Source organism: Desulfovibrio sp. JY (assembly GCA_021730285.1).
Taxonomy (GTDB): Bacteria; Desulfobacterota; Desulfovibrionia; order Desulfovibrionales; family Desulfovibrionaceae; genus Solidesulfovibrio.
Genome location: CP082962.1, coordinates 3,477,803 through 3,490,262 on the forward strand (window position 1 = coordinate 3,477,803; position 12,460 = coordinate 3,490,262).

12 protein-coding genes are annotated in these 12,460 nt (G+C 65.0%); 2 read left to right on the forward strand and 10 right to left on the reverse strand.

What is annotated here, in order from left to right:
• Positions 1-142 precede the first annotated feature (142 nt).
• Positions 143-820, forward strand: coding sequence for an outer membrane lipoprotein carrier protein LolA (locus K9F62_15495; protein ID UJX40094.1), 678 nt, complete (start codon positions 143-145; stop codon positions 818-820).
• On the opposite strand, the gene K9F62_15500 is transcribed toward K9F62_15495, so the two are convergent.
• The 9 genes from K9F62_15500 to K9F62_15540 form a co-directional block, all read right to left on the reverse strand.
• Positions 813-1,613, reverse strand: coding sequence for an rRNA pseudouridine synthase (locus K9F62_15500; GenBank protein UJX40095.1), 801 nt, complete (start codon positions 1,611-1,613; stop codon positions 813-815). The two genes, K9F62_15495 and K9F62_15500, sit on opposite strands and share 8 nt — an antisense overlap.
• 3 nt (positions 1,614-1,616) lie before the next feature.
• Positions 1,617-2,753, reverse strand: a complete 1,137-nt coding sequence (locus K9F62_15505; protein UJX40096.1) for a HAMP domain-containing histidine kinase — start codon at positions 2,751-2,753, stop codon at positions 1,617-1,619.
• A 119-nt stretch (positions 2,754-2,872) separates the two neighbouring features.
• Positions 2,873-3,487 carry a sulfurtransferase-like selenium metabolism protein YedF gene (yedF, locus tag K9F62_15510; GenBank protein ID UJX40097.1) on the reverse strand — a complete coding sequence of 205 codons (615 nt, stop codon included), beginning with the start codon at positions 3,485-3,487 and terminating at the stop codon, positions 2,873-2,875.
• A 271-nt stretch (positions 3,488-3,758) separates the two neighbouring features.
• A complete protein-coding gene (locus K9F62_15515) occupies positions 3,759-6,632 on the reverse strand; it encodes a fused MFS/spermidine synthase (GenBank protein ID UJX40098.1) in 2,874 nt (957 codons plus the stop codon).
• A 65-nt stretch (positions 6,633-6,697) separates the two neighbouring features.
• Positions 6,698-7,330, reverse strand: coding sequence for an endonuclease III (gene nth / locus K9F62_15520; GenBank protein ID UJX40099.1), 633 nt, complete (start codon positions 7,328-7,330; stop codon positions 6,698-6,700).
• Positions 7,331-7,396: 66 nt separating this feature from the next.
• Positions 7,397-7,951: an arginine decarboxylase, pyruvoyl-dependent gene (locus K9F62_15525; GenBank protein ID UJX40100.1), complete on the reverse strand. Its 555-nt coding sequence runs from the start codon at positions 7,949-7,951 to the stop codon at positions 7,397-7,399.
• A gap of 44 nt (positions 7,952-7,995) precedes the next feature.
• Positions 7,996-8,799: an SPOR domain-containing protein gene (locus K9F62_15530; protein UJX43225.1), complete on the reverse strand. Its 804-nt coding sequence runs from the start codon at positions 8,797-8,799 to the stop codon at positions 7,996-7,998.
• Between the two features lie 58 nt (positions 8,800-8,857).
• A complete protein-coding gene (argS, locus tag K9F62_15535; protein UJX40101.1) occupies positions 8,858-10,516 on the reverse strand; it encodes an arginine--tRNA ligase in 1,659 nt (552 codons plus the stop codon).
• Positions 10,517-10,519: 3 nt separating this feature from the next.
• Positions 10,520-11,470, reverse strand: coding sequence for an ACP S-malonyltransferase (locus tag K9F62_15540; protein UJX40102.1), 951 nt, complete (start codon positions 11,468-11,470; stop codon positions 10,520-10,522).
• Positions 11,471-11,566: 96 nt separating this feature from the next.
• Between K9F62_15540 and K9F62_15545 the strand changes: the two genes are divergently transcribed.
• A complete protein-coding gene (locus tag K9F62_15545) occupies positions 11,567-12,265 on the forward strand; it encodes a class I SAM-dependent methyltransferase (protein ID UJX40103.1) in 699 nt (232 codons plus the stop codon).
• Here the strand turns inward: K9F62_15545 and K9F62_15550 are convergent.
• The gene (locus tag K9F62_15550) at positions 12,226-12,456 is read right to left on the reverse strand and encodes a hypothetical protein (protein UJX40104.1); all 231 of its coding nucleotides are present in this window, start codon (positions 12,454-12,456) and stop codon (positions 12,226-12,228) included. The genes K9F62_15545 and K9F62_15550 overlap by 40 nt on opposite strands.
• Positions 12,457-12,460: the final 4 nt, after the last annotated feature.

Genomic DNA, 12,460 nt, shown 5'->3' on the forward strand with positions numbered 1-12,460 from the left:
AAGTGCGACCGGGTCCTCATGGGAACGGAGAGCACACAGCCCCCTTGAAGAGTTTTGGGGGAGGGTGGGGGTCTGGGGGAGGGAACCCCTTTTTGCAAAAAGGGGTTCCCTCCCCCAGTTCCCCCTCCACCACGGACACACCATGAAAAAACGCGCCTTGTTCCTTGCCGCCTGTTTCGTATTGGCCACCGCCGCCACGGCCCGGGCCGTGGACCCGACGGAGCTGGCCGGTCGCATCCAGAAGAAATACGCCACGATAAACGCCTTTTCCGCCTCGTTCACCCAGGCCATCCGCAACGCGGCCAGCGGCGACACCGAGCACCGGTCGGGCTCGTTTTTCTTCAAGAAGCCTGTGCTGGTGCGCTGGGAGACGGTCAAGCCCGAAAAAGAGCTGCTCATCGTCGGCAAGGATGCCGTCTGGGATTATTTCGAGGAGGACAAGGAGGCCTACCGCTATGCGGTCAAGGAGATCATCAGCTCCAAGACCATGCTGCGGTTTCTGACGGGCAAGGCCAACCTGACCGAGGATTTCTTTGTGGCCGCCGGCAAGGCGTCGGATGCCGGCCCGGGACAGGCCGTGCTGGATCTGGCCCCGCGCGAGCCCGAACCGGGGCTGGTCATGGCCCGGGTCTGGGTCGATCTGTCAACGGACATGATCGCCCGCATTTTCATTCAGGATTTCTACGCCAACACCAACGACCTGACGCTCACCGGCGTGGCGGTCAACCCCAAGCTCGCCGACAGCCTCTTCACCTTCACGCCGCCCAGGGACGCCAAGGTCCACGACAACGCCCCGGCCAAGGAGCGCGACCTCAAGTAGCCTGGCGAGGCGTCCGGGGGGGGGCTTTGGCGGCGTCGAGGGGCAGACCGACGGAGCGGCGCAATGCGGCCAGTTCCTCCCCGGTCAGTTCCCGGCATTTTCCCGGAGCCAGCCTCCCCAGTTCCAGGGGGCCCTGGGCGACGCGCACGAGCGTCAGGACGGTGAGCCCCAGGTCGCGGCACATGCGGCGGATCTGGCGGTTGATTCCCTGGCGCAGTTCCATCTCCAGGATAAAGCGATCGGCGGCCAGCCGCTTGGTGATGCGGGCCCGGATCGGGGCAAGCTCTTCCCCCTCGGCCAGCCGCATGCCGCGTCCCATGGCCTTGATCGCATCGGGGACGATGTGGCCGCGCACGGTGACCATGTAGCGCTTGGGCGCGTGCCAGCGGGGATGGGCCAGCCGGTAGGCCAGTTCCCCGTCGGTGGTCAAAAGCAGCAGTCCTTCGGAAAAAAAATCCAATCGGCCCACGGAAAAGAGGCGCCTTTTACGGTACGCTTCCGGCAGGGCGTCGAAGACGGTGGGACGTCCCTCGGGATCGCGGGCGGTGGTGACGCAGCCCGGCCGCTTGTGGAGCATGATGGTCAGGGGCGCGGCATTGTCCGGCTTGCTGATGTCCTTGCCGTCCACGGTCAGGCGCGTCCGGGAAGGATCGATCTTGCGTCCGAGTTCCGTGACCACGCTGCCGTCGACCGCGACTCGGCCGGCGGCGATCAGCGCGTCGGCCTGCCGCCTGGAGCAGACTCCGGCCTCGGCCAGCGCCTTGTTGAGGCGCACACCCGTGTCGTCAGCCATGGGTCAGCCCGGAAGCCGCAGGAAAACCCGGGTTCCCGCACCCGGAGCGGAGGTGAAATCCACGTCGCCGCCCAGACATTCCTGGGCGAAAAGCCGCATGCCGTAGGTGCCGAAACCACGGCCCACGCCCTTGGTCGTATATCCCCGCTGAAAAAGACGCATGCGGGTCTCTTCGGGCATGACGGCCGGATTGTGGACCCAGAAAACCACGCCGCCATCCTCGCCGGGCGCGCAGCCAAGCGTCACGCATTCGCCCGGAGCCGAGGCCTCCAGGGCATTTTTGATCATGTTGACCATGATGCGCTGGATGATGCGGGAATCCGAGGCAAAGGCAAGCGAGGGCGAATCGGGATCGACGGACAGGACGCGCTTGGGCTCGTGGTTGAACGACTGGCAATAGGCAGCCAGATAATGCAGGATTTCCAGCGTCTCGAGGCCGGTGCGGGCATAGTGGTATTCCTTGGCTTCCACGGCCAGGAAGTCCCGCTGGGTTTCCACGATGTCCTGGATGTCGTTTATGGCCCGGCGCAGCAGATCGAGGTCCTGGGTTTGGTTGTCCGGCAGTTCCAGGGTGATAAGGTCGTGGATGCCCTTGATGCCGGACACGGCGTTCAGGATATCATGGAAAAAGAGGCGCTCGAAATTGCGCAAGGCCTTTTCATGCGCGATGTCGAGGGCGGACGTCAGCACCAGCTGGTGTTGCCCCTGTGCCATGGGGGCCGTCCAGACCTGCAGGTTGAGGGCCTCGAGATGCGACGGCGTCAAACGGTCTATGGAACACTCCTGGGTGGCGTGTTCGCCTTCAAGGCCTTTGACGATGGCCCTGGCCGCGCCGCAATACTGGCAGAAGCGGGTGGTGCCGCAACCGCCGGGAAGCTCGACGGCATGGGCGCAGCCAAGAGCCTCCCCCAGGCGCATGCCGAGGATTTCACCGGTGTCCTGGACGCCGACCAAACGGACGAACCGCATGTTGGCATAAACGATCTGCCGGGTGTCGTTTAGAATAGTCACCGCCAGCGGCACGAGCGCCAGGGAGATGGCGGCCGGAGAATTGGCGATCTCCTGGGCGATGCGCAAAATCGCGTCCTGCCCCAGACGCTCTGGCGGCAAAAAATATGTCGTTGCTGCGTCTTCCTGCATGGACTTTCCGATAGGCGTTATGTCGCTACAAGATGGACGGATGCGCAAACGGCCGGCCTGCGTCCGCACGCGCCGCATGGGGCGGGAAGCTGTGGTGGGCGGTGACACCGCCCAAGCGACTATATCTGGATGACCTTGTCGGCCAGATCGAGGCTTGTGACCACGTCGAGCATGTTCGTTGTCTCACCGACCTCCTTTTGCTCCAGGATGCCGAAAAAGTCCAGGCAGGTGCCGCAGACCAGGATGGAGACCCCAGCCTCGGCCAAGGCCTTGAGCTTGGGCAGGACCGGGCTGCCGGCGACCGCCAGCTTGACCCCGCCGTTGACCAGGATGATGCGCCAAAGGCCCTCGCCCAGTTCCGGCAGGGTGGCGATAAAATTGACCATGAGCTTGGCGCCGAGTTCCGGATCGCCCCGGCCCACGGTGTCGGCCGTGATGAAGACGGCGGTCTTGGGATTGTCGACTTTTTCCCGGGGCGTGCCGGCGGTGGCGGGTTGGGGCGGCGGCACGGCCTCGCCCGTGGACGTGGCCCGCAATACGAAAAGACCGTCCTTTTCGGTCGCCGTGACGGCGTAGCCGCGCATGCCCAGAAAACGGGTGACGTTTTCCCGGGCCGCTTGATTGTCCACGGTGACGGCAAGCGTCTGCGGCCGGTCTTCCGCCTCCACGCATTCCTTGCAGCGCAATACCGGTCCCGGACAGGCCAATCCCCGGCAGTCGAGCGTGATTTCCATGGCAATGCTCCTTTTGGCGAGGAGCATAGCCCCGTCGGCCCCGGGCTGGTCAAATCGAATGATATAATCTTTCTGCGGCGTTGTAATAGATTCTGTCTATGAGTGATGCGGACGGAAGGCGGATCAAGTCTGGTGCGCTCGTTTCTGGCGACAGGGCACTTTTGCAGGGTGCGGTCCGGATGCCGCCGGTAGTGGCCGCGAGGCGTTTCTCGGGCAGAACCCGCAAACGCGATGGCGGCCCGTCAGCGGATCGGCGTGACGGGCCGCCCGGTCAAAACGGGCTTTTGAAGCCGAAGGTCTGGGCCAGCCACTCCATGTACCGGCGCGCCCCGGCCGTGGCTTTCGCGGTCTGGAAGGCCCTGCCGGCCAGGTCCTCGGCTTCGGAGAGTTGCCCGGCCATGCACAGCACGTAGACCCGGGCCGGGGCCAGATTGCTCGGATAGCCCATCTCCTGGGCGCGCTTGAGCTTGGCATCGGCCAGCAGGTAATCGCGGTCGGCCAGGGCCTTGATGCCGAGCTGGAATTCCGTCTCCGCTGTGGGCTCCATGCCGTGTTCCAGCACCCGGGCGACGATGGCCTGCTTCTTGGCGTCGGATTTCATGAGCCACAAGGGCAGCACGCGCAGGTCCGTCCCGGACAGGACGTAGTTGACGGCCGGCAGCGGCGGCGGCGGGGTGAGCATGTTGTTCAAGTAGGTATTCATGACCTGCTGGGTCTCGAACCAGCCGTCGGCCTTCTCCCGTATTGCCTGGGGCAAAAGCAGCGCCGCCTCGGCGGAATGCTCGAAACGTTCCTTGGAGGCCAGGGCGTCGAGGAGCTTGTTGTGGTCGGCCAGGTATTGCTGCTGCATCTGCGGGCTTTCGGGATAGCCGCGCAGCCGCTTGGGATAGTTGTCGGTCAGCGGCTTGGCGCCGCCGAGATAGTCGGCGAGGGCTTTGCCGTCGAGCATAAAAAGCGCGCCGAGCTGGCCCGGCTTTTCCACGGCGATGTGGCGCAGCCCCGGTCCGGTGCCCGGCGCTTCCCAGGGCTTGGCAAAATCCGCGGCCGGCTTGGGGCCTTTGGGCTTTTTGACGCCCACCATCATCCAGTTGAAGTTGTCGCCGGTCCAAAGCGAGGTATGCTCGAAGACGTCGGCAAAGGCCTTGAGAATGGCCTTGGCGTCGGCAGGCGAAATCTCGAACACCGGCAGCCAATAGGTGACCATGCCGCCGTCGTTTAGGCGGTCGCGCATGAGCTGGAAGTATTCCCGGGAATAGAGGTTGACCACGCCGGCCATCATGGGCGGCGGCGGCTCGGCCGTGATGATGTCGTATTTCTTCGGGGTGGCCAGCAGATAAAAGCGGCCGTCCTCCACGTGGCTGGCCACGCGGGGGTCCTCCAGGGGATTTCGCTCCGGCTTGGGGTAGACGATACTCGCCCCGCGCAGCACGTCGCGGGAGATGTCCACCACGTCGATGGAGGTGAGCCGGCGATCCTCGACCAGGGCCGAGGCCGTGGAGCCCGTGCCGAAGCAGATGAGCAGCGCCGTTTTCGGGTTCGGCAAAGTAGCTTCCGGGAAATAACCGAAAAGCTTCATGTAGCGCTTGGCGCTGCGGTCCGTGGAGGACATGGAGTAGCCGTCGGTGACGAGCCTGTAGGCGTAGGGCTCGCCCAGGTAGTCCTGACGGAGGTATTGCAGCGTGCCGGTGACGCCCTCGATGGTGGCCACCACCTTCTCCCCGTCCTTGATGAAGTCGGCGCAGGCGCGGTTCAAATAGCCGCGCATGGCCCCGAAGGGAAAAATGGCCAGGAAAAGCACGAAGGCGAATCCGGACGCCAGCAGGAAGCGGCTGGTGCGCGGCGACGGCCAAGGCTCGACCCGCCCGGCGCAAAGGAGCGCCGGCAGGATGTAAAGGGCGCACAGGATAAAAAGACTCAGTTCCATGCCCACGGCCGGAATGAGGATGAACCCGGCCACCAGCGGCCCGGCCATGGCCCCGAGCGTGTTGGCCATGGCCACCAGCCCGGCCGAGCGGGCCCGGTCGCCGACCTCCCGGTGGAAGGCCTCGCCGAGTGTGGTGAAGACCATGCCCGAGACAAACGCGGCCGGAAACATCAAGGCCAGGGACAGCGCCGTCACATAGCGCCAGTCCAGAGTCTGGTAGACGCTAAACGACAGGTCGGCGGCGGATTCGAACAGGCGAAAGGAGAGCAGGGCGGCCGCTCCGACAAGCAGGACCAACGGCGCGGTGACCCGGCGTCCGTCGGCCTCGCGGCGTAGCCACCAGCCGGCGAACATGCCGCCAAGGCCGATGCCGGCCAGGATCACGGCCAGCATCACGGCAAAAGCCAGACTGGTCGAGCGCACGAAGAGTTGGAGAAACCGCGTCCAGACGACCTCGAGGGCCAAAAAGGCCCCTCCGGCCAGAAACCCGGCGGCGAGAAGTCGTTTGGCCCGGCCGGTCAGCGGTCTGATCGCCGGCCTGTCGTCTGCGGTCTCCCGGGCCGGTTCCTCCCGGAAGTGCCGGGCTACGCCGAGCGCGCCGGCCGCGGCCAGCACGTTGAGCCCGGTCGCGACCATGCCGGTGCCGGAAAGGCCCAGGGGGGCGATGAGCAGCGTTTCACCGGCCAACGCCCCAAGACAGGCCCCGAGCGTGTTGACGCCGTAGAGCCGGCCGAGCACCCGGCCGAACTCCCCGGGACGGCGGGTGAGGGCCTTGACCAAAAGCGGCAGCGTCGCGCCCATGGCCGTGGCCGGCAGCAAAAAGAGCAGGAAGGAAAAGGAAAAGCGCAGGGTATTGAGCAAAAAGGGCTTGCCCAGCGCCGGGCTCAGCATGGCCCCGAGCCAGACCGACAGCATGGGGAAGCACAAAACGAGCAGAAGCCCCCACACCCCGACCAGCAGTTCCATGGCGGCGTAAAAGCGTACCGGGTCGAGCACGTCGCGGCCGAAGCGGGAAATGAGCGCGTTGCCGAGGGCCAGACCGCCCATGAAGCTCGAAAGGACCAGGGCGCTGGCGTAGACGCTGACGCCGAAAACCAGTCCGGCCAGATGCAGCCACAGCGTTTCGAAAAGCAGGGCCGATGCGCCGGAGAGGAGAAACACGACGCCGAGAATCAGGCGATCGCGTCCGGAGGATGGCGGAAGCACGGTTGCGGCTGGCATGTTGCGCCTCGGACGTCCCGTCCCGCCGCACGCAAAAGGAGGCGGCGGCAAGCGGACGCGTTGGGTCAAAGTCCCATTTTGGGGCAGATGGTATCAAGGACGCAGGCGTCGCAAAGCGGTTTGCGGGCCTTGCATACCGCCCGGCCGTGCAGGACGAGCAGGTGGTTGACGTCCCCCCAGTCCTTGCGGTCGAAAAGCGGCATCAGATCTTTTTCAATGATGATCGGGTTGTCCGAGGACGTCAAGCCCAGGCGAAAGGACAGCCGGCGGACGTGGGTGTCCACGGCGATGCCCTCGTGTTTGCCCAGGGCGTTGGAGAGCACGATGTTGGCGGTCTTGCGGGCAACGCCCGGAAGCGAGGTCAGGGTTTCCATGGTGTCGGGAACGCTCCCGCCATAGTGCTCGACCATGCGCTTCGCCGCAGCCACCAGATTCTTGGCTTTCTGGCGGAAAAAGCCGGTGGAGCGCACGACCTCCTCCACCGTGGCCACTTCGGCCCGGGCCAGACTGGCCGGATCGGGCCAGCGGTCGAAAAAGTCCGGGGTGACCAGATTGACGCGGGCGTCCGTGCATTGGGCGGCCAGAACCGTGGCCACCAGCAACTCGTAGGCGCTGACGTAGTGCAGGGCCGGCGTCAGGCCGGGGTAGAGAGGGCGCAGCCGGCGGAGAATTTCCCGAGCCCGGGCGGCCGTGTCCATCACCGGATCTCCAGTGAGGGCGCGACCGCCGGCCCGGAGGGATATATTCCCAGGGAGCGCATGGGGTTAGGGAATGAACACCACCGCCGAGATGGTCGTGGTCCACATGCCGGTGTCACCGGTGGTCACGCAGGGCATGGAGGCCGAATCGATGATCTTGCCGCTCATGAGGTAGATCTGGCGGCGTTCGTCGTAGGCGGTCTCCGGATCGAAGTCGATGCCGAGCGTGGTGGCGAGCATGGTGGAGGCGAGGTCCTCGGCGAAGTCGCCGATTTCCTGCTCCTCAGAACCGAAGGCGGTGTGCTCGGAGATGTAGCCGTAGTTGGATTTGTCGGCCGGAAACGCCATCCCGACGGCCGAGCCGACAAGGCGGTTTTTCTCGTCCGTGGCGTTACGGGCCATGACGCAAAAGGTGATCTGGCCGGGATTGAGCAGTTTGACGCCTTCGTCCAAGGTGATCAACTGGCAATGCGGCGGATAAATACTCGACACATAGACCAGATTGAGTTTTTCGATACCGGCTTCACGCAGGGCAAGCTCGAAAGATTGCAGCTTGTTTTTGTGGCGACCGACACCTTTGGTGAAAAACGCCTTGGTGGGGACGAAAGAGCCTGGGATCATGGGCGGTCCTCTTTAATCTGTTTTGCCGCGAAAGCGGGCAATCCTCATAAGGGTTTTTTGCCGAGAAGTATAGGACCTTTTTCGCCTGTCCGCTTGAGCTCGGCGGCGATCTCCGACTCGGTCCCCTTTAGCCTCACATCCACCCGAAAGAGCTTGCGATTGCCGGCCGATCCCTCACGAATGGAGGCCGACAGGCCCTTGCGGGAAAGCTCCTTGATCATGTTGTCCGCCTGCTCCTTGGTCTTGAAGGAGGCCACCTGGTAGCTGGCGGTGAAGCGGCCGGACTCTTTTTTGTCGGCGGCGCGTTCGGCCTTGGTTTTGGACGGTTCCGCCTTGGCCTTTGCCGGTTCCGCCTTGATCCTGGTCGGTGCGGGCGGCACGACCCTGGCCGCCGGGGGCACCGGCGGCGGCGCGGGAATGGAGGTGGCCGCCGTGGCGGTGCCCATCGGCGCGACCTTGGCGTCGGGCAGGTCATGGCCCTGGGGACCAGCCGTTTTCTTCCCGTCGACCGGGGATTTCTGGGTGGAATCCGTCACCACCGTGCCGTCCTTGCCCTGCAAGCCTTCCATGAACTGGAGTTCTTCGGGCTTGAGCACCTTGGGCGGTTCGGCGGGGGCGGCACCTCCCGGCTGGGCGGTTTCGGTGGTGGGCATCATCTGGGCGATCTGGGGCACGGCCGCCTCGGGCCGGTAGCCCCGGCCGACCAGGATGCCGAGGATGAACACCCAGCACATGCCAAGCACGACCACGATACCGACGGAGATGAGGCCGGACATGCTCATCTCGAAGGAGAACTTGCGTGGGCCACCGCGTTCCTGGGTGACGCTTAATCTGTTGAGCAGCTTCATGACATGGGATTCCTTGGCCAAAGTCGCCGCCGCGCGGGCCGGGGCGTCAAAGCAATGCCTACATTTTGTCCGGGGCCGACACGCCGAGCAGGTCGAGCCCGTTTCGCACCACCGTGGCCACGGCGCCAAGCAGGGCCAGCCGCGCCTCGATGAGTTCTTCATCCCCGGCGGTCAGGACCGGGTTGACCGCGTAGTAGTGGTGGAGCTGGCCGGCCAGGTCGCGCAGGTAAAAACTGACCAGATGCGGGGCGAAGGTCCGGGCCGCCGCCGCCACGGTGTCGGGATACTGCTCCAGGAGCTTTAAAAGTTCCAGGTCCTCGGCGGTATCCAGCCGGGCGAGCTTTTCCGGCGTGGCCGGGCGGCACGCCACGCCGCGTTCGGCCGCCTTGGCGAAAACCGATTTGACCCGGGCATGGGCATATTGGACATAGTAGACCGGATTGTCCATCGACTTTTCTTTCACGGCGTCCAGGTCGAAGTCCAGATGGCTGTCCGATTTGCGCGAAAGGAACATGAACCGGGCCGCGTCGGCCCCGACCTCGGCCACCACGTCGGCAAGCGTTTCGAACTTGCCGGCCCGGGTGGACATGGCGATCTGCTCGCCGCCTTTGAGCAGGTTGACGAGCTGGACCAGGATGACCTTGAGGCTCGTTTCGGGATCCCGCCCCAAGGCGGCCACGCAGGCCTTCATGCGCGGCACGTAGCCGTGATGGTCCGCGCCCCAGATGTCCACCACCACGTCGAAGCCCCGGTGGAACTTGTCGTCGTGGTAGGCGATGTCCGAGGCAAAGTAGGTGAGGTCGCCGCCGGATTTGACCAGCACGCGGTCCTTGTCGTCGCCGAAGTTGGTGGTGGCGAACCACAGGGCCCCATCCTTGTCGTAGGCGAGATTTTTCGCCCGCAGATCGTCGAAGGTGCGGGCCACGGCCCCGGCGGCAAGGAGCTTGGATTCGGGAAACCAGACGTCGTGGCCGACCCGGAAGTCCCGCAAATCCTTCTTGATGCCGTCCAGGATCTCTTTTTCGCCGTACAGGCGGCAGATGTCGGTGGCCTTGTCCTCGGGCATGGCGAGAAGGGCCTCACCCTCACGGTCGAGCAGTTCCCTGGCCAGGTCCTTGACGTAGTCTCCCCGGTAGTAATCCTCGGGCTCGGTCACGTCCTTTCCGGCCAGTTCCCGGCAGCGGTAGAGGATGGATTGGCCGAGGATACGCATCTGGCGACCGGCATCATTAATATAATACTCGGTTTCGACGGTGAACCCGGCCGCGCGCAGCACCCTGGTCAGGCTGTCGCCCACGGCCGCGCCCCGGCCATGGCCGATGTGCAGGGGCCCGGTCGGGTTGGCCGAAACGAACTCGACCTGGATTTTCGTTCCCGCGCCGATGGCGAGCCGGCCGTAGCCTTCGCCGTCGGCAGCCACGTCGAGGACGGTGCGTTGCCAGAAGGCCGGCGTATAGGTCACGTTGATAAAGCCCGGCCCGGCGACGGCCACGTCGGCCAGATCGGGACTTGCCGCCACAAGCGCCTCTCGCAGTTCCCCGGCCAGCTGGCGAGGCGGCAGCTTGGCCTCCTTGGAGGCCATCATGGCCACGTTGGTGGCCAGGTCGCCATGGGATTTGTCCCGGGGCGCTTCGATGGTGGTCTTGACCGGCCAGGCGATGCCGCGCTTGGCCAGGGCTTCTTCCAAAAGCCCGCGCAGATGCTCCGTTGCCCGCATGGCTCAAGCCTCCAGGGCGGCCGCGCCGGCCGGGTCGTTTATGGACACGGCGGCGTATTCGCCCCCGGCGTCCTTGAGATTGGCGGAAGCGAGCTTGGTCAGGACGTTTTTGGGGCCGAGCTCGACAAAGGTGCGCGCCCCGGCCGCGTGCAAGGCGGCCATGGTGTCGATCCAGCGCACCTGCGAGGTCATCTGGCGGCAGATGAGCTCCAGCGCCTTGCCGGGATCGCTCTCGGCCGCGCCGGTCACGTTGAAAAAGACCGGGGCCGTGGTTTGTGCGCGCAGCCCGGCCTTGCGCAGGGCCTTTTCCAGCTCCCTGGCCGGCTCGGCCATAAGCGGGCAATGGAACGCGCCGCTGACGGCCAGGGGAATGGCCCGGCCCTTGCGCGCCTTGGCCAGTTCGGCGGCCGCCGCGACCGCTTCGGCCTCGCCGGAAATGACGAACTGACCCGGGGAATTGTAGTTGGCGATCACCAGCAGCTTGCCCGTATCGTTTTGGGCCGTGGCCACCACGTCCTCGATGGCCTCGAGGGAAAGCTTGAGCACGGCGGCCATCTTGCCGTCGCCGCCGGCGGCCTCGGCCATGAGCCGGCCACGCAGGCTGGTAAGCTCCAGCGCCGCCGGCACCTCGAGCATGCCCGAAGCGGCCAGGGCGGCATATTCGCCAAGGCTGTGCCCGGCAAAGCCGACCACGCCGGAAAGTTTATCGCGAAGCGCCAGCCACAGCCCGAGGGTGGCGGCGGTCATGGCCGGTTGCAGGGCGCGGGTGTCGGCCATGGCCGTTTCGTCGCCCTCCCAATAGATCTCGCGCAGGGGAAGCCCCGAGGCCTTTTCGGCCAGAAGCCACAGTTCGGCCGCGTCGGCGGAAGCTTCGGCCAGGGCCCGGCCCATGCCTTTTTCCTGCGAACCCTGGCCGGGAAAAAGCACGGCCAGGCGGTTTTCGGTTGCGCTCACGTTCGCCTCTCCTTAGAGATTTTTCGCGTCATTTAGGCCGCGATTGGTAGAGCAATGGGCTCAAATGTGCAACGGTCAATTTAATGGGGGATACGCATGCCGCAAAGCGATACGACGCCCGATGCCGCCGCCGTGGCCGTGGCCGCCGCGACACTCGGACGGGAACTTTCGCCGGACCAGGCGACGATGCTTGCCGGCTACCTGCAGCTTCTCACGCGCTTTCGGCGCAGGATCAACCTGGTCGGGCCGCAGGACTGGCCGACCATGCTGGAAACCCTTGTGGCCGACTCCTGGCATCTGGCCGATTTCCTGGCCGGTCCCGAAGCGAAAAACGTACTGCCGCCGGGAGACGCGCCCGTGGTGGGGCTGGATTTCGGAGCCGGGGCGGGGCTGCCCGGCATCGGCCTGCGGCCTTTTTTCAACCGGGGGCCGTATTACCTGCTCGAGTCCCGGCAAAAGCGGTGCGTGTTTCTGGCCGAGGTGACGGCAAGGCTTGGTCTTTCCGGGATGCATGTGGCCGAGGGACGGGTGGAGCGCACCGTGCCGGACATTCTGGCCGGCCATCCGGGCGCGTTCGTCTTGTGCGTCAGCCGCGCCTTCGCTCCCTGGCCCCGGTTTCTGGAAATATGCCGGGAATTGGTGCCGGACCCCCTGGCGGTTGTGACCATGACCGGCGAGGCCACGACCGGGGAAAAGACGCCGCCGGGCTGGGAGCTGGCCGCGGGCGTAAGCTACCCCAGCGCCGGCAGGACGCGTCATCTCTCGCTTTTTTCCTGCTCCACGGCGTCCATGTAGGCGTCCTTGAAAATGAGCCGGGTGGCCGTGGCGTCGGCGAGATCGGACAGGTCCATGAGGGATTCCAGGAAATCGAGGATCTCCCCCTTGTCGGCTTCCGAAGCGTTTTCAAAGTCGAAGACCAGGTCGCCGGATTCGAAATAATGGCGCAATTTGTCCAGATAGTTCTGGTCGAGAAGGGGAAAGGGCATGGGG

Coding starts and splice junctions, on each gene's coding strand:
- argS (UJX40101.1), bottom strand. CDS start 10,516: ATGCGGGCAACGGAGCATCTGCGCGGGCTTTTGGAAGAAGCCCTGGCC.
- K9F62_15495 (UJX40094.1), top strand. CDS start 143: ATGAAAAAACGCGCCTTGTTCCTTGCCGCCTGTTTCGTATTGGCCACC.
- K9F62_15545 (UJX40103.1), top strand. CDS start 11,567: ATGCCGCAAAGCGATACGACGCCCGATGCCGCCGCCGTGGCCGTGGCC.
- nth (UJX40099.1), bottom strand. CDS start 7,330: ATGGACACGGCCGCCCGGGCTCGGGAAATTCTCCGCCGGCTGCGCCCT.
- K9F62_15530 (UJX43225.1), bottom strand. CDS start 8,799: ATGAAGCTGCTCAACAGATTAAGCGTCACCCAGGAACGCGGTGGCCCA.
- K9F62_15525 (UJX40100.1), bottom strand. CDS start 7,951: ATGATCCCAGGCTCTTTCGTCCCCACCAAGGCGTTTTTCACCAAAGGT.
- K9F62_15550 (UJX40104.1), bottom strand. CDS start 12,456: ATGCCCTTTCCCCTTCTCGACCAGAACTATCTGGACAAATTGCGCCAT.
- K9F62_15515 (UJX40098.1), bottom strand. CDS start 6,632: ATGCCAGCCGCAACCGTGCTTCCGCCATCCTCCGGACGCGATCGCCTG.
- K9F62_15505 (UJX40096.1), bottom strand. CDS start 2,753: ATGCAGGAAGACGCAGCAACGACATATTTTTTGCCGCCAGAGCGTCTG.
- K9F62_15500 (UJX40095.1), bottom strand. CDS start 1,613: ATGGCTGACGACACGGGTGTGCGCCTCAACAAGGCGCTGGCCGAGGCC.
- yedF (UJX40097.1), bottom strand. CDS start 3,487: ATGGAAATCACGCTCGACTGCCGGGGATTGGCCTGTCCGGGACCGGTA.